Source organism: Pseudomonas sp. P5_A2_2 (genome assembly GCF_054177685.1).
On sequence record NZ_JBGCUL010000010.1, the window covers coordinates 1 to 16,671 of the forward strand.

Genomic DNA, 16,671 nt, shown 5'->3' on the forward strand with positions numbered 1-16,671 from the left:
TCAGCACACTGATCCATGGTGATGATGTCGACATCATCCAGTGCGCTTTTGCCCTGCCCCCGGAAATCTGGCCGTATGACCCGAAATTTTCCGGCTGCAGCCTGCACCAGACCGTCAAACATAGTCCCGTCGAGAAAGCAGGAGTGAAGACAAAGAACGACTGGAAGATGGGTCTCACCTGTATCTTCGACCCAAAGTGTCGTGCCATTGACCTGAATATTTTTACCTTGCGAATTGGCGCCCGACAGCATGTTGATTCTCCTCAAAGACAAGCCTTTCAAATGAGCGAACAAGGCAGTGCGCGCACCACAGCTCATTTATTTTTTATTAAGTGAGAGGGCTGCTTATCGTCGCAGCCACCCCGGTTATCTTTGGACGTCGAGCGTGTCAGCCAGCATTTCCAAGCCCTGCTTCATGCAGGAAGCTTCGGACGGTGTCACAGAACTCAAGAGGGTTCTCAGTCATTGGGTAGTGACCCGTGCCTGCAAGCACTGCAATCTTGCTGCCGGGAATTCTTGATGCCGTTTCTTCGACTTTTTCCTGGTAGACCAACCAATCAGCATCACCGCGGAGCAGCATCACCGGCGCCTTGATTTTGCCCACCTGGGAGCGCTGGTCAAAATTGGCGTAGCCTGTCAGGTCGCCGCGCATGACTTGCGGCGTCGTGCGGGAAATCTGCCAAACAACTTCTTGAGCGCGGTCGGGCGGAGTCCGATAGCCAGTCATCGAGCGCGACCATGCACCAATGATTTGCGTACCATTCATCAGCAGCATGTCGAGAAAGAAATCCGAAACTGTTGGCGTGTAATCCGCACCTTCGGCTGAAATGATCGCGCTGTAGGCGTCGGGTTTACGGGCCCCCAGTTCCAACACAMGGTTGCCCCCCATGGAACATCCGATGATCGCTGGACGTTCCAGACCCAGGGCCTGCATCAACCGCTCGTTGAACTCGGCGTGGCGTGTCAGGCTATGGAACGGACCGGAAGCCGGGGGCTCCGACTTTGAATGTCCGGGTGCATCGATTGCAATCACCCGAAACTCATCGGAAAGGCCGTCAAGTACATGGCGATACATGAGCGAGTCCTGGGACGCGGCATGGAAGCAGACGATGGGATGGCCCTGCCCAGCCTCCTCGTAATACACGCGGATGCCATCAACAGTAATGTAGTGCCCTGTGGTTTCCTTGCCCGACGGTTTGGGGACGGGGGACCAGGAAACGGTGCTTTCTACTTTTGCCTTGCCTACACGCTTCATGGCATCAAATGCCCGGGCCATTACATCTACGTACTGCCAGGCAGCGACAACATTCCCTTCTAGCTCAAGCTTGCCCAATCCTGGCGAGAGGGCCTCGAACCAATCGATCTTGCCTTCCAGAACGCGCTGCCACTCTTCATCCGGACCGGATACGACGATGTCTGCGCCCAACGGGCTACCTTCAGGAAAAACGGCTACTACCTTGCCGCAGAGAACCGCCAAAGTGGAAAAACCGCTGTCGTGCTTAAACTGGATCCGACCATCGAAATAGCGCGCTGCAGCTGTCCAGTCAGCATCGCTGTTGAGCTCTTCGGCAAATTGATTCAACCACTGACTGTCTTTGATGAGTGACATTGTAATTTCTCCTGACATTGGACATCCCACGAGGGATTTTTTATAGATTGCAGGCGTGACGTATTGAGTTTGTTCGACGATCTCAGCTCGCCATGTTGCAAGACGCTTTGGAAACCAACGCTTTGTCGTGCTTGAGGAACCACCCGGTGGTTTCGCGAGTGAAGAAGGCCGTCACGAGCGCAGCAACAATCATCAGCCCGGAAATGAAATACAGGGCGTAGTTGTAGCCGGACACTTGATCGAATCCACCACCGGCGCCAATGAACATGCCGATCACGAAGGGACCGAAGCCGCCTGCGTAAATACCCACGTTAACAATGGAGCCCGCAATGCCGGTGGTGCCAGGCTTGGCCGAGTCAAAGGCAATCGCATACAGCAGCGTGTAGGGCGCATTCATCGCAAACCCGGCAAACAGTTGGATGCAGATCAGCCAGGTCAGGCTCACTGACGAGAACTTGAAAAGGTACATACCGATTGCCAGCCAGGCGAACACGACGATCAGGCACAACTTGCGACCCAGCCGATCCGAGATCCAGCCCCAGGCTATTTGCCCGAGCCCTCCGGTGATGGTGAACAGCACCGAATAGGCTGCCGCCTCGGCGAAGTTGTAATGGGCCACGAACGCCAGGTATTGCKGCAACCAGAAACTGATCCCGAAATAACCGACGATAGCGAGCATCGAGACCAGCGCGATGGTGCTGATATTCGGATTGCGGATTGCGGAGCGAAAAGCACCTTCGGGAGCAACGACAGTCCCTTGCGCTGCGCTCAGTGCCGGAACGGTTTCACCTGCATCACGCACATGATCAACAAAGGACTCGTAGCGCTTTTTGGTGCAGAACCACCAATAGATGGAGAAGATGATGATCATCGGTACTGGGAACAGCAGAAAAGCCAGGCGCCAGTTTTCAGGACCGTAGGCGTTCAGCAATGCACTGATCGCCAGGCCTCCAATCAGCGTACCCCACGGATAACCCGTGTGATGCAGACCCAATGCAAAACCGCGCCGCTCGCGAGACCACCACTCGGACAAGGAGGTGACTTCGATAGCTTCACCGGCACCACCGAAGGCGTGGGAAATCACCTGCAAGGCCACGAGCATGCCCAATGATGCGGTCAGGAAGTTCAGCCCTGTCAAAAAGGTGAACAGTGTGTAGGCAACTACGATCGGCAGGTGACGATACTTGCGCATCCAGCCCTGCCCGCCTTTATCCGCCCAGATCATGCAAGRCACGGCGATCAAGGACGTTGCGATGGTGATGAACGCTGCGAGCAGCCCCGTCAGTTCTGCACTGGTTTTGAATTCGCTCGTGATCGAGGGCAACACCATGAAGAACATCTGACGTGAGTTAGCGTCCATGGCATAGACAAGCCAGAGCAAGGCCATTGCTCCCCACGAGGCGGCTCCAGCGCCTTTGGAAACCAGTGTGAACGACGCAACGGCACCAACTTTTTCTTGAGCGAGTCCCATAGGATTGTCTCCCGCTGAGTATTATTTTTATTGTCCCGACTGATGATCAGTGCAGAGCACGCGCATCGTCGGGTTTGCAGGTGGTTGCCGGACACTAAAAGCGTTGGAAAGYACCGTGCCCAAGATTACGGCTCGACAAGATTTGATGGATATAGCTAGAAAAGCACACCTGCTTTGAATTTTAGGCACAGGTAGTGGGCGAACGAGATTTGCTTGATGAGGCCAGCGTGCCAATTGCGCCTGAGCACAGTTCAAGAGCAGCTCCACCGCGATTAGGATTAGCTTTCGCAAAGTGCGTTAACGCAAAAGCCGAGAGGCATGTTGCGTCGAGTCGGCAAGTCCCTCCAGTCACCATTTACGCTGATATCCGGTCGCCCCGTTGCCCCGGTTGTTGCAGCCGATACACCTTTGACCCACGTACCGGAATTTCATTAACCCTGTTTCGAACCCCGAACTCGTTGTTGCATTTTGCTTTTCAGACTGCGGGGTTGGGTCAGCGTAGTGTCGGCACCCGGGTCAATAATGCGTCGACGGAAACATTTAGCGCCGATCTCGGTTTCGCAGAGCATGATCGGTGCCGTCCCACCGAGCGCTTTATTCGGTGCCGACATCCACTGGGTGGCAGCCGCTTGGCTTTCAACGATCCTCTCGGCCAAGTGACTGAGCGTAGCAATTCGGTCCACACGTTCGGAGGCGACAGGATCAAGGTTCTTTTGCGCTCGCCGTCGTCTTTCAAGGGTCGAAATTGATGCATTGAGCAGCGTTTCCAGGTGGCGGTCCTGAAGGTTGAAGGCCAAACGAACCACCTGGATGAGGTCGGCGGGCAACCCTACTTTTATTTGGTGCAGCCTCCGCGCATCCGTCAGCGACTCTCGATGGGAACTGAATCGCCAAAAGGCCGCGATGCCCTCCTCTCGGGACACAGCTTTCTTTTTTGCCGGACGTCGAGTCGCAGTTGAAGTGCTCATTAACACTTCCTCCCAATGATGTCCCATCCAATGGAATATGAGCTAACGCCTGTCTAACCGGAAGCGCCATTGAGCGCCAGTGGAATTCCATAACGCCCTAGGTCGATAAGGCGATGGAGCCCTTTCCCCTCTACGTATCCACAGACCAGGATCAGCTGCTTAGGGCTGATGATGAGTGGCCACGGCGGTCAATCGATGCTGGAGCTCAGGAAGGGCTCGGTCAGTCGGTCGCCCCTTCGCTCTTCGAGCTGCCCGGCCCGCAGGATCTCGTTTGCATGGGGATAATGCCGTAACAGCTGGCGGGCCTGACGTCGCATGGACGCTGAAAGCGCGGAATCTTCTGCAAGCTCGACCAGAAAGTCTCGTGTCTGGATGAGTGCGCGCGTGCGCTCGTTCGGCATCGTCATGTTCTTCTCCTCGCACACACCGTGCACGGTCCCGCCGCGCTGAGTTTGATGGCGTCTGCCGACTTTTCTGCCCGGTCAATCACCTACAGCCTACACCCAAACCAAGACCGCCCATGGACTCTATCGCCGGGATCCGCCCGGGCTGTTCGTGAATCACGCCCCTCGCCGCCTCGGCGTACCGCCACTCGAGCCTCTGCGCACCAAAACCGCGATCAGGTTTGAGAATCTTGGTTTCTCATACCTGTGGAATCGCTTACTTCAAGGGTGAATTAGCCTGGTTGTACAGCTGTAATAACGTAGTCCGTAGCTCACTACGAAATCGTCGCGACGCAGTCATTTTGACTCATCCGGATGACGCCGCCAGTCACCGAACGGCGCGTCGGCCTCCACGTAGCGCAGGGCGCTGTGCACGTCACGCCAGCCGACATACTCCATCAACGCCTTGGTGCTCCATTGGTTACGCGTGGCCCAGGTAGCAAAACCGCGGCGCAAGGAATGCCCGCTGTAGCGCTCCCCGGCGACGCCGCCGCGGGTCAAAGCCCGGCGCACCACCCGCGCCACGCTGTACGGGTGCAGGGCCTCGGTGGACAGGTGGCCCCAGCGATCGATGGCACAAAACACCGGCCCCTGCTGCAATTGACTGAGGCTCAGCCACTCCTCATATGCCTGAACCGGACACAGGCGTTTTAATGCCGGCACACTGACGCTGCGGCCCTGATGCTCACGGTCGGACTTGCTGCTGGCGAGGAACAGACTCAGCCCTTCGCCCGGCACGAGCTGATTGGCTTCAATGCGCAGGCGGCACAGGTCATCACTGCGAAACGCACGCCAAAAACCCAGGAGCAGCAAGGCCTGATCGCGACAGGCGCGCAGGCGCACGGCCACGTCCGGCGACGCTGCCTCGACTTGTAATGCAGCCACGCACTGCTCCAGTTCGCGCAGTTGCAACGGTTCGGCTTGCCGGACCTGCCGCGGGTGCAGCGCCTGAATACCGCGCAACACGTCGCGCACTTGCGGGGCTTTGGTTGGGTCGACAAAACCATGCTTCAGATGCCAACGCGCCAAGGCCGCCAGGTGGCCGCGCAAGGTGCTGATCGACAGGGCTTCAGCGTGCTCAGCCAGATAACGCACAATGCTGTCACTCGACGCTGGGAGAAACCCACCCCAGCCCACCTCAAAATGCGCCACGGCCTGTTCGTAGCGGCGCGTGGTGCTTTCCCGCCGCGCCGCCTGCAGGTACCGCTCCGCGGCAGTGGTCATCCCCTACCCTCCTCGCCCGGCGGGCTTGTACCGGTGTGGACTAAACAGATTGTCGTCTTGATCAGAAACCAGGCAAGTCAAATGGCATGCGTCATACTGCTTAAGAGCCGGAAATCCTACAGGAGCTCCTGACATGGCCCGTGGYGGTATCAACAAAGCTTTGGTGCACGCCGCGCGTGATGCCTTGTTAGGGCGTGGGCTGCATCCGAGCATCGACCTGGTCCGCGTTGAGCTCGGCAATACCGGCTCGAAAAGCACCATTCAGCGCTACCTGAAGGAACTCAACAGCAGTCAGRCCGCCAACCTCGGGCCGTCGCCCACCCTCAATGAAAAATTGACCACCTTGGTGAGCAGTCTAGCCGAGCAATTAACCCAGGAGGCGCGTGACGCCGTCGCTGACGAGCAAGAGCACCTCGCGCAGCAGCAGGCCAGCTATGCACAGGCGCACGCGCAGCTACGCGAACGATTGGAGCAATCGCTGACCACCATCACCCTCCTCACCGACGAGCTGGAACAGCAGCGGCAGCGCGAACGTGGGCTGCGCGAGCAATTACAAGACAGCGAGGGCGAACGCCAACAACTGCGACAGCTAGTGGCAGGGCAGCAACAGATCCTTGAAGAGCGGGCCCAGCAGCTGCAATCACTGGAGGACAAACATCAGCATGCCCGAGAGGGACTTGAGCACTATCGACAGGAACAACTGACTCAGCGCGGGCAAGAGCTGCGCCGGCACGACGAGCAGACCAATCAGCTGCGCCAGGAACTGCGGTCCTTGCAGAACGTGCAACTGGCCAAACAGGAGGAACTGGTCCAGGTGTACCGTGAGCAGGAACGCTTGCGCAATGAGCATCGGGTACTGCACGCACAATTTCGTCAACAAACCCAGACCCTGAGCGATACCCAACAGGCCCACGACGTACTGGCGATCAAGCTGCAACAAATGCAGACCGAGTACGCCGTATTACGGGAACGGGTCAAACCGTACCTGCTTCAACACCGCGAAAACCGCCGGCAGTTGCGGGAGCAGGCACGCCAGATTGAAACGCTGCAAACTCTCCTGCGCCAATTGACGCCCCCCGGCTAGGACCGGAGGTTTCGCTCGGAAGCCGGTGCCTACAAGATTGTTATCGAAAAATAGGTTGGCGCCGGAGATTAGGCGCATGCGGTGTTGCTACCAAGGCGGGTCCTGTGCCCCCCTGTAAAAGCTCTGACAAGCAACACCGTTAAAACGCCAATCCCTCTGCGACCTCAATCAACAATTCTTCAACCAAGCGAGTGCCCGGGCTGGTGGAGAGCAGTGCAATGGGATTTTCACCTGAAAAGCGCGCCTTGGATTTGCTCAGCCATCGCTGGGCTTTGTGGGTGTCCCCAAAGACCGTCTGGGCCATGGCCGTGATATGCGCAAGACGAAACAGGCGATCACTCTCAGCCACGCTCAGGCGCTGACCGTGAGTCAAGCGGGTTTTAAGGGCCTTGAGCGAAATGATGTGGTTGCACGCGTCAGGGCTGAATACCCCCAAGTCGCAGAGCGTCTTAATACTCCCCGGCGAGAACCCCGCCTCGATCAACGCATGGATGTCCAGGTCAGAGGCATCGGTGGGAATAGGTAAAAACATTTCCAGCCGGACCCGGTAGGCTCGGTAAACATCATTGCGCATGACTTCAGCAAACATGATTCGCCTTTTGAGTTTGGCATCGCGCTTAAAGCTTCGGCTATCTTCACTCAGTGTGAAGATGGGGTGGTCGGAAATCCACGGTGGTCACCTTTTCTAATGCTCAGACCGGGGCCCCTTTTAATTGGTAAACGTCTTTTGCTGGCTGCCTAAGGGGGTGAATTCAGGTCGATGTGGCAGTCCGGTTACCTGCCAGCAATCCGACCGGTTCCATGTCTCTACCCGCCGACAGTGCGATGTCCAAGAATCGACTTGCACAGGTGCGCGCCCTGAGCGCTGCTTGGGCTTCGAGCTGAAACTGCTCAGCGAGGAGCCATTGGTACGTTTTGACTTTGCGCTTACCTTTCATCACGGCTCTCGTAGTGAGTCACGCATGTCTATGCCCTGGCAGACGTGAAGCAATGAGCGGAGTGCCTTGGATTTCTGCAGTCTCTACTCCCGTCGTCCAAAAGATATCACGCACTATCTGTTCAGGGTGGGCCGCGCATCTCTTAGACGCCCGCTTCGGACCTGAAGCTCCATGTTTAAAAACAGGATGAAAAATGCAAGTCCAGAGTTGCCAATTTAGCACCCGTCGGACTGTGCGCAGTTAGCGGCCAATGAGATGACGATGCGGGTTGCTCGAATTGAGTCCGACAACTGCTCTCAGTTGGAGACGTCCGTGAAAATGCGACCCCATTCTCGGACGAGCAGGATCCGGCACGCCGACACTGCACCACCGAAGCAGCGTTGTGAAACCGTTTGCATATTGTCTTCAGTTACATAGGTAATCGTTTGCCCACGCTCATCGAGTAAAACGCCGCCAGCTCCTCTTAAAAGTGCGTGGCCTGCGACAACGTCATGTGCAGAAACTGGATAAAGCGAGATGCCACAGACCCCCTCACCGGCGGCGACTTTGGCGAGCCTATAGGCAATGGATGGCATTGCGACAAAGGTGCTGGGTTGGCAGAGGGCTCTGTTGAGCTCAGGCTTGTAGATTGCAGCGGCACTGACCATCACGAACTCGCCGCTCGACAAGGTTTTGGTAGAAAGCTGTGACAGCACCGATTGTCCGTTGCGGCTCACCTCGGCCATGCCTTCTGCCCAAGCAATGCAATCAGGGGCGCCCTCAACGGTGACGGGGGCATATACCACACCTAATACCGGCGTTTGTTTGTGCAACAGACCGATGGACAGGGCTGAGCCTTTGAGCCCTTTGAGGAAGTCCGTGGTCCCGTCGTTCGGGTCAACGACCCAGCACCATGGATGGCCGGTTAGACGATGCCCGGTTTCCTCTCCCCAGAAGTCGCAAGGGAAAAGCTGCAGCAGATGCGGACGCAAAAACTGTTCGATCTCTTCGTCTACGGCGGCCTTGTCACCTTGACCCCGTGGCCCGTCCACACTCGCCCACTCGGCAATCAGCAGCTCGCCGGCGCGAATAACGATCTCAATGGTCTGGGTGAGCAGCGGTTCAAGGTTGATCTTTTGCACGAAATGGGATGCCTTGAAGTTGGATGGGGTAATACGAGGGACCTCGACTGAGGCGCGAAGCGAGTAGCCCCTCAGCCGTCTAATCAGCTGTCAGTCAGACGGGCAACAGCATCGCTCAAAACTCGTGCGCGCCACTTGCCGCAGGACGACAATGGGCCTCGCCCTCCATCTACGCCTGGACTGAATGCTGTTACCTGGCCAGCGTAACCGCTGCGAAAGGGTTGCGTTGACATCAAGATACAACCTCTTCGAGGGGTGAGGATTGTCGAGTCACTGTTCAATGTGTACGCCCTTGTGCCTCGACCTGGACCAGTAAACAAGCCGCTTTGCCATGCTGGGTGATGACGAAAGCATGCCCTTGCGCAACTAACACCAGCAGACGACGCATCCGCCGGCGATCCTGGCTTTTGCTGTAGGTGGTACGCATGGCCGATACCCTGACTGTATCTCGATATAGCGTAGCCTTTTCACGCCATGCTGCGACCTCAACGCATGCACGCCACCTCAACACTTGGGTTGGCGACAACGAGTTCACAAGTTAATAACGTCCAGGATTCTAGGCGCTACTGGGTTAAGCCTGTCGCTGCGCCTAAAATCCTAGGCATTAGCTGAACGAAGAGTTAGGTTGCACGATGGTCGGATTGCCGCGCGGCTGGTAGCCCGCAAGCGTTTCGGACGATCATGACCCTGAATCGCCCGCTCTCGCTCGGTGAATTTACGACGCACGCACCGGTTAGAAAGCGCTACACCCTTCCGGTGTTATTTCACCTGTTGTTCTGACCACGCTCCGGTAACTGCAGGGCATACAGGCCAGCGAGCAACGCTCGTAAGACTGAAGGTCTTCACTTATTTTCGCTTCTCCTTGAGCAAAAAAAACCGCTTGGCCCTGCCCCACTACAGCCCAATCCCCCGGACGCACACTTGGTCGTCACCCCCCTGCGCCAGCAAAGTTGCCAAGCGAKAGGAGCTCGATGCGACAAATGGTATGTACGTTCGCAGATCGGAACAACCGGCCGGCAGATCAGCGCGCCGGCGTTAGCGGACGCGTGCGCCCAGATCGATATTAAACGACGTCAGTTGGACAGAGACAAAAACACCATTATGGCGGCTGAGGCAGTAACATCGATTGACGCATTCCGGGGCGGCTTTGCCCTTGGTCGACCTTGCGTCAGCGCCAACACCCCGTGCACGGCTAAAAGGCTTATCGTTACGGTCGGCAAGCCCTTAATGCCGGCGTTCAAGGAGGTAACATGGCAACCAAGAAAATCGAGGTCTACCGCGGTTCAGAGGGACACACACCGACGTCTAAAAAGGCAGATAGCATTCACCTCCACATCGAACTGCCGGCAATGAGCGGGAGCGCGACAAACGTATACCTCGACTGCCTCGAGATCTTGAACCGTGTATTTCTCGGCGCACTGCCCATGGCCGCGGCCGATTCAGAGGAGCCTGCCTCGGGCCTCAGCGCTCCCGGCACACTGAACCCGCACACGTTATTCAGGGAGGCGGCCATGCTGGCGGAGGCGCAGCAATTGATCCTGCAAGGCGGTGAGTGGGTAACTTCGGCGGGCTTAGCCCAACTCACAGGGCTCTCGCCTGCCGCACTCGCGGCAGGACTAGCGGAATGGCTGCGCGAAGGCCGTATCATCAAATTGAGCGACCAGAGCCAGGATTACTTTCCAGCGTTCGCGTTTGGCGACCCAACGAAGCAGCACCCCACCACCGAATTCGGCGCGGTAGTCAAAGTGCTAAGCGCAAAAAAGGACTGTTGGGGGATGGCGTTCTGGTTCGCATCAAGCAATCACTTCTTGGGAGGCAAGCGTCCGCAAGACCTGCTGCGAACGTTACCGGATCATGTGCACAGTGCAGCGCAGGAAGAGGTGGCGTGGCAACTACCTGGTTGATAGCCTCACAATCGGGTACGAGGTAAGCAGGTGCGTTATGGCCGCGTAGTCGATCCACCCGGCCGAACGCATTTGTCTGTTGTGGCGGAGTGTGCAACACATGTTGCAGCAGCGGGAGAACCAAATCCAATTGCAAAGAAAAACATTGGCTCGCTCGCGAGGCGCTGGACCAATACAGACAAAAACGCCTGCGGCAACGCGAGGACAAAAGCCGTCACCACCCACGACTTGCAAATGCAATAACTGCAAAACGATTTGCGTGACCATCTGCAGACCCTGCTCTTGCAAGCTGAGTCGCAATCCGAAGATATGCCACCCCGACATGAAATGCATCTGATGCGACGACCCTCAAGTAGCGAAGGTCAATCGCAGGTCTGCTTGCTGGCGTAATACGCGGCCCGTGCGCGTATAAATTCGCCTGGGCCGTTCTACCTCCTGCTCTACAGGTGCGGCAAGTAATTCTCGAATCAACATGCCCTGCCGGGGTTCGCCGAGCACCCAAAGCCACAGTACGCAGCGCTCATCCCAGCATCGAACCCACCCACGCTCGATAAGACACTGTCCCAGTTTTGCTTGGTCACTTACACGTTGCTCAAATGCCGTCAGATCCCTTGGCCAAGCATAAATCTGACCCAACTGGCCGGAGCAAAGTAGCTCGTTTATCAATGGGTAGAGCAGCTGAGCAAAGCGACGGTGAATCGGCCTCGCACAGGCCAGCACGCAATAGTGAGTAAACTTTCGTTGCAACCATAGCCGCTCCAGATAGAAGCGGTTATCTAGACTGCGGAGCAACATAATCAAGATGCCTAGTCGCTGCCAGCATGGGCACCCACATAGGGCTCTGAGTGTTGTTGGAGAATAGCCAGGCAACGGTCGACCGTTCAGGCGTAAGGCAAACAGTTGTGCCTCAGTTTGATCCACCCGCAAATGAGGATCCAACGCCGACCACAGCACATTGTCATAAACCATGCGCAGGGCGGGGTAAACTTCGTACAAGTTCTTGCGTATGGCCACACTCGCCTCCGCCCCCTCAAAACGACGTCGCCATGCTCTACGTAGCTCTTGCGGTACCGCGGCGTCAGCAAGCAACGTGATGTCCTGCTTAGCCAGCGAGGCGGCGACCGCCGCGCCGGTACATTCGCAACCTATAGCCTGTGCAGTTGAAATCGCAAAGGCCATACCACGAAGTTTGGCGATGCTGATATACGGCTCCCGGCGAGCTGGCATATCACACCTCGAACAATCTGTAGTGCTACTACCTAAATTGTAGTTGAGCTACAACGCTAGGATACGCCATGCCCCTGTCGAAAATATTAATAGAGAAATCCTATGCGAAATATTCAAGCCCTGATAGAAATATAACCGATTGATAATATTAAATTTTTTCAACACCTCTCTTTAAAGCCTGCTTTGTTATTACGTGAAATTCAAAACCGTTACCCGACTCAGACGTTTTACTAATTCGCCTTTCGCTATTCATAAGCTCTGGCTGAAGGCCCAGACTGTGTAAGCCTGGCCGAGAATAGTGCCCAACCAATTGTAGGGCCTGGGATTTTTATTTTATCAGTGATTGGCAACTAGGCTGTGACAATCATTCGTTTAGGCAATCGAGAGCGCAGCGATCTGCTGCTTAGAAAAGTCAAAACTCACAATAGAACAAATCTATAATCTTATGCGATAACATAAGCTAGCAACCTATCCATTTAACCACCTGATTTAGATGATTTTTTAAATTATCCGACTCATAGATTTTCTTCATCAGTGACCTCGACGCCGGAGGACAAACGCGCGAGCATAACCCCAAGCCCTTCACCCTTAGTCTCCGCGATAGTTCCAAGCTGCCACCTCCGCGCGACCTGAGTTATGAGCGGGAGCGTAAGTTAGATATCGATGTGGTGAGTAGGCTGAACGGTCCAACACTGACGCAGGCGAAGGCTGGTCCTCTGYTCAGCCCCCTATCAGACAATCAATGAGCGCGGATCGTAATCTACAGCTAGTTCGGAGAACGATGATGAAGACGACGCGATTAATTCAGTCTCAAAAGCGGTTTGTGCAGAAAACATTGCACCCATTTACCCCTAAGCGTCCGTTATCCCCTGCGCCTACGGCACGGTCGAAAAACCTCCGTCCTTGCGATAAACGGTTCCGGCAGCATCAGCACGCTGAATGTGCAGTGAAAGGCAAAACATCTTTTATCTCCTCGCTCTTGCCTCGCCTCTCGCACTTGTACCAAAAGCTTTTCGGTCAGTCAGAACCTGCTTTGACCACTCGCACACACGGCACCCGATCAAATCTTGCCTTTGCAACCATTAAAATCGAGACTGATCTTTTAAACGACACTTCTAGATGGGCCAAATACGGATTGAGTATTCCGCACTACCTTACAACTGTGTCAACAAGCGTTTTTTGCCATATCCTCACGTGGCAATTCAAACAAGGCGGAACACTGACGCAGGCCACTTTCGAAGCCTTGAACTCCACGTTTAAGAAAGTGCCAGGCGACGTGTCCATGTTGTGCCCCATTACTCAGCGCTATAGATACCGCGGTACCGATTATGAAGTAGCTCTTGTTCAGAAAAGCTGTATATGGTTGCGTCCCTGTGTTACTCGCAATCGCAATACAATTCCAGCCCACCCTCTTTCAGCTTCGCGTTACACGCTCCAAGGCTTATCTCCATCCCTCGTTAAAATTCCGGGTCCAACGGGTAGGACTGCGCGCCCTGAAACTAGAACTACTATGAAAAATCAAACCGTACGGTCATTGCAGCTGGCTATGTCTCGCCTGTCGAAGTAATGGTGTTCTTTTATTGCAATGCTCTCGATCAACACGGGAGTTAGATACGTTAACAAAAAACCACTCAAGCGAGTCGAGCAGTTTGACCTAATCCTTATCAAGTTCATACTCTCCATACGCTGACCGTCATTGGGATTGGCGTATGATGGCCAAGCTAAAGGGCTACCATGATGCTGGATAAAAACTGGGTTCCGTCACATTCTTCACCGGCGCGTGACGTGCGTAAAAACCGCTATGGAAAGTCGCTAGTCTATTTTCCATCGCGAAAAAATCACGCCCAGCTTATCTGCGAAAGTCATAATGAAGCCGACATGTGCTTGATCTTGGAATACCTGCCTGCAGTCATTCAGTATTACATCCAGCCAGTCAGCCATACTTATAATGACGGCAACAAATCACATACATATACACCTGATTTTTTTATCCAATGCGACGACCGTAGTTATTTTATCGAGATAAAAGGAGGGTATTCGGATCAGACCAGTTCCTACCAGCGCACTTTAGATAATTTTGCGGCCACAGCCAGCGCGCTAGGTTACGGATTTGAAGTCTTCGTCCTTTCCGACTTTCCTACTGACGAAACTCTAGACAATCTCGGGCTACTGTATTCGCGCTCTCATCAGGTCACCGCGTTTGAGTTGCGGCAACTCATGCAATGCCTTGGTACATGGAACGGGCCACTGACAATCTCTCTACTGCTCGCGCACAATCCAGCGCCCTCAATGAGAGCTGTGTGTGCTGCCATTTTTCAACAAAAACTGAATTGTGATCTCACTAGCATGCTCAACTTGCACACCCCGCTTTCCGGTGAGGTCAAACATGAAGAACACAACCCTAACTGGCCAAGCTTAGTTTGTTTTGATCAATCGATTTCCTCTCACGACATCTAAAGAAATGCCGTTCCACCAAAATTTATGTATAGCCGATTTACCTGTGGTAGGCGATAAATGCAAAATTCCAAGCCAATACGCCATTAACTAGAGTTGACCACCCGCCTGACAGTGCCGGCGGGCACTCCCTTAGTACTTTCATACATAGCTTGCATAACTTCATCAGGGAAGCAATCACTGAGCATACAACCCCTAACATACGGCAGAGCCAACCACTCCGACAAATTTAGTGAAATTTTATACTGTTTAAAATAATTTGAAGCCACGCTTATAGTATTTTGCCCCAACTGAGGATTGCAATCTATGGGCAGCATCAAGACAATCAAGACCGGCAGCCAATACAACATTTACGGGAAAATTTACGAAGTGGTCTCAACAGAAGACACTCGGATTACAATGCGCTCGGTCCAATACAAAACAATATTATTCTTCACGCCGGATTTGCTGAATAGCCTTCTACTGAAAGGAGAAGTGCGCCTGCATGCAATGGCAACAATTGATTCATCGTACGAGGCTGTTTTACACACCATGCCCCAGGCCCAGAAGAAAGAGTATTTACGTAAAATATACTATAGTCGAGAACTTACGGAGCGCTTTCAAGGTTCTCTGCCTCATGATGCCGTTGAGGCAGAGGTAGAGCGGTTATCGAAATGCTATGGGGACGACAAGCCTCCCTGCTACACCAGCGTTTACTCATGGGTCAGAACTTACCGCGAGTCAAATTTCAATCCATTTTCGCTGATCAAACGAAAAAGCACTCTCCCTCGCGGCAAGCAACTCAACAATGAAACACGCGACATTATCTCAACATTTATTTATAAATTTTATTTACAACCCAAACATCCTACGATCAAAACCCTTCACAAGCTAATTACGGCGCACATCGATAACGAAAATGAGGACCGGAGCAGCTACTCTTTAATTAAAATCAGTACCCCCTCGCTCTCCACCGTATCTCGCGAGATCAACCGCATCAATCAATATTATAAAGATGTTGAACAACTCGGAAAACAGGAGGCCCAAAGGGTCAACAACTACAGCACGAAACAAAAAATTTCGCGACTATTACTAAGACTCGTCGAAGGAGACTCACACGAAATGGATATTATCGTGGTTGATGAAAAGAGACGAGTGCTTGGACGACCATGGTTACACTTGCTGATTGAAACCTCCACGCGCTATGTCATCGGATATGAACTTTCTCTGACACCTCCGTGTGCCGAAAAATTCCTGAAGTCGCTCCGGATGGCACTTTCGTGTGAAGACCCCGAACACTTCGGTGGTCGCCCGATCGAAATTACCGTCGATAATGGTGCAGAAGCCGCAAATGAAACGGTCAAAAATTCTGGTGATCTGCTTTGCATAAAAATTCATTATGCACCACCCCGCACGCCGAACGCCAAAGCAATTGTTGAACGATTTTTTGGTACGCTTAACAGTCAACTCATCCACGCAATGGAAGGCTCCACGGGATCAAACCCCGTTATTGGCAAATATTACAAAGCCGAAGATGGCGCCTGCATACAGATGAGCAAATTGAATGAACTTTTTGATTGTTTCATAAATGAAGTTTATCACCAAGAATACCACCAATCCATACACACATCACCGCATCAAGCGTGGTTGACAGAATCATTGGACCAACTGCCACCGGAACGTTACACCCAAGATGCACTGAAGAGCGTATGCCGGCAGGTTGTATACAAAAGAATAAACGGTGGAAGGGTTACACACAAATCTCTCTCATGGACCGGCCCTAGCCTGCCCGCGATTGCAGCCGCTCTAGGCAAGAGCCGAAAAGCTATTGTCTACATAGATATAACCGACCTCTCACGCGTATGGGTTTGTCACCCGGATAAACCCACTGAATTAGTTGAAGCCTTTGCGACAGCCCCCTACCAAAACAACTTGACCATGTACGCGCATCAGCTTGTTTTGGATGACCTCAAAAAAAACAAAATCAAGTTCGATGATAGCCGCGCACGTCAAGCACTGTTAAAAATCTACAATGAACTTTGGGAAATAAAACACAACTCAACAGCTCAGTCTCGCCATAATCTGCGGAAAAATAAACGACTGTTGGTGGCCGCGGAAAAACTCGGGCTTTCGTCGCGTACTTCGCGACCCACAGGCAAAAACGACGCACCCGCGCCTGCCAAGTTGCCGACCGATTTTGCCAGCCTTCCCTTACAGAATCTGCCTACCTACGTTATCGGGAGTTAATCT

Annotated in this window: 14 protein-coding genes; 5 read left to right on the plus strand and 9 right to left on the minus strand. The window is 53.8% G+C overall.

The annotated features are described in order from the left end of the window. Positions 1–335, plus strand: a 335-nt coding sequence (locus ACXRVY_RS02740) for a hypothetical protein (protein WP_458237004.1), incomplete at its 5' end; no start/stop codon positions are given. A 52-nt stretch (positions 336–387) separates the two neighbouring features. Here the strand turns inward: ACXRVY_RS02740 and ACXRVY_RS02745 are convergent. From ACXRVY_RS02745 to ACXRVY_RS02765, 5 genes are all read right to left on the minus strand, one after another. After that, on the minus strand, positions 388–1,608 hold the full coding sequence (locus ACXRVY_RS02745) for an alpha/beta fold hydrolase (RefSeq protein WP_458237005.1): 1,221 nt from the start codon (positions 1,606–1,608) through the stop codon (positions 388–390). Positions 1,609–1,690: 82 nt separating this feature from the next. Continuing rightward, complete coding sequence (locus tag ACXRVY_RS02750; protein WP_458237006.1) at positions 1,691–3,079, minus strand: MFS transporter; 1,389 nt, start codon at positions 3,077–3,079, stop codon at positions 1,691–1,693. A 431-nt stretch (positions 3,080–3,510) separates the two neighbouring features. After that, the gene (locus ACXRVY_RS02755) at positions 3,511–4,047 is read right to left on the minus strand and encodes an antitoxin Xre/MbcA/ParS toxin-binding domain-containing protein (RefSeq protein WP_223457454.1); all 537 of its coding nucleotides are present in this window, start codon (positions 4,045–4,047) and stop codon (positions 3,511–3,513) included. A gap of 188 nt (positions 4,048–4,235) precedes the next feature. Further along, positions 4,236–4,454, minus strand: coding sequence for a BPSL0761 family protein (locus ACXRVY_RS02760; RefSeq protein WP_223457451.1), 219 nt, complete (start codon positions 4,452–4,454; stop codon positions 4,236–4,238). 333 nt (positions 4,455–4,787) lie between these two features. Next, the gene (locus tag ACXRVY_RS02765; protein WP_223457449.1) at positions 4,788–5,714 is read right to left on the minus strand and encodes a site-specific integrase; all 927 of its coding nucleotides are present in this window, start codon (positions 5,712–5,714) and stop codon (positions 4,788–4,790) included. Between the two features lie 133 nt (positions 5,715–5,847). Between ACXRVY_RS02765 and ACXRVY_RS02770 the strand changes: the two genes are divergently transcribed. Continuing rightward, positions 5,848–6,798, plus strand: a complete 951-nt coding sequence (locus ACXRVY_RS02770) for a DNA-binding protein (protein ID WP_458237007.1) — start codon at positions 5,848–5,850, stop codon at positions 6,796–6,798. A gap of 139 nt (positions 6,799–6,937) precedes the next feature. On the opposite strand, the gene ACXRVY_RS02775 is transcribed toward ACXRVY_RS02770, so the two are convergent. The 3 genes from ACXRVY_RS02775 to ACXRVY_RS02785 form a co-directional block, all read right to left on the minus strand. Further along, the gene (locus tag ACXRVY_RS02775) at positions 6,938–7,387 is read right to left on the minus strand and encodes an antitoxin Xre/MbcA/ParS toxin-binding domain-containing protein (RefSeq protein ID WP_223457445.1); all 450 of its coding nucleotides are present in this window, start codon (positions 7,385–7,387) and stop codon (positions 6,938–6,940) included. Between the two features lie 645 nt (positions 7,388–8,032). Further along, the gene (locus tag ACXRVY_RS02780) at positions 8,033–8,857 is read right to left on the minus strand and encodes an inositol monophosphatase family protein (RefSeq protein ID WP_223457443.1); all 825 of its coding nucleotides are present in this window, start codon (positions 8,855–8,857) and stop codon (positions 8,033–8,035) included. A 277-nt stretch (positions 8,858–9,134) separates the two neighbouring features. Continuing rightward, on the minus strand, positions 9,135–9,284 hold the full coding sequence (locus tag ACXRVY_RS02785) for a hypothetical protein (protein WP_223457441.1): 150 nt from the start codon (positions 9,282–9,284) through the stop codon (positions 9,135–9,137). Positions 9,285–10,107: 823 nt separating this feature from the next. On the opposite strand from ACXRVY_RS02785, the gene ACXRVY_RS02790 reads away from it, so the two are divergent. Beyond that, complete coding sequence (locus ACXRVY_RS02790) at positions 10,108–10,761, plus strand: hypothetical protein (protein ID WP_223457438.1); 654 nt, start codon at positions 10,108–10,110, stop codon at positions 10,759–10,761. Between the two features lie 348 nt (positions 10,762–11,109). Here the strand turns inward: ACXRVY_RS02790 and ACXRVY_RS02795 are convergent, their stop codons facing one another. After that, positions 11,110–11,988: a hypothetical protein gene (locus ACXRVY_RS02795; RefSeq protein WP_223457436.1), complete on the minus strand. Its 879-nt coding sequence runs from the start codon at positions 11,986–11,988 to the stop codon at positions 11,110–11,112. 1,734 nt (positions 11,989–13,722) lie between these two features. On the opposite strand from ACXRVY_RS02795, the gene ACXRVY_RS02800 reads away from it, so the two are divergent. Together ACXRVY_RS02800 and ACXRVY_RS02805 are read left to right on the plus strand one after the other, a co-directional pair. Further along, positions 13,723–14,445, plus strand: coding sequence for a Tn7 transposase TnsA N-terminal domain-containing protein (locus ACXRVY_RS02800; protein ID WP_223457434.1), 723 nt, complete (start codon positions 13,723–13,725; stop codon positions 14,443–14,445). A 303-nt stretch (positions 14,446–14,748) separates the two neighbouring features. Continuing rightward, positions 14,749–16,668 carry a hypothetical protein gene (locus ACXRVY_RS02805; RefSeq protein WP_223457432.1) on the plus strand — a complete coding sequence of 640 codons (1,920 nt, stop codon included), beginning with the start codon at positions 14,749–14,751 and terminating at the stop codon, positions 16,666–16,668. Positions 16,669–16,671 lie beyond the last annotated feature (3 nt).

Bases quoted from the DNA above. Each gene is read 5' to 3' on its own strand.
- ACXRVY_RS02755 (WP_223457454.1), bottom strand. From the start codon at position 4,047: ATGAGCACTTCAACTGCGACTCGACGTCCGGCAAAAAAGAAAGCTGTG.
- ACXRVY_RS02760 (WP_223457451.1), bottom strand. From the start codon at position 4,454: ATGACGATGCCGAACGAGCGCACGCGCGCACTCATCCAGACACGAGAC.
- ACXRVY_RS02765 (WP_223457449.1), bottom strand. From the start codon at position 5,714: ATGACCACTGCCGCGGAGCGGTACCTGCAGGCGGCGCGGCGGGAAAGC.
- ACXRVY_RS02775 (WP_223457445.1), bottom strand. From the start codon at position 7,387: ATGTTTGCTGAAGTCATGCGCAATGATGTTTACCGAGCCTACCGGGTC.
- ACXRVY_RS02785 (WP_223457441.1), bottom strand. From the start codon at position 9,284: ATGCGTACCACCTACAGCAAAAGCCAGGATCGCCGGCGGATGCGTCGT.
- ACXRVY_RS02790 (WP_223457438.1), top strand. From the start codon at position 10,108: ATGGCAACCAAGAAAATCGAGGTCTACCGCGGTTCAGAGGGACACACA.
- ACXRVY_RS02795 (WP_223457436.1), bottom strand. From the start codon at position 11,988: ATGCCAGCTCGCCGGGAGCCGTATATCAGCATCGCCAAACTTCGTGGT.
- ACXRVY_RS02800 (WP_223457434.1), top strand. From the start codon at position 13,723: ATGATGCTGGATAAAAACTGGGTTCCGTCACATTCTTCACCGGCGCGT.
- ACXRVY_RS02805 (WP_223457432.1), top strand. From the start codon at position 14,749: ATGGGCAGCATCAAGACAATCAAGACCGGCAGCCAATACAACATTTAC.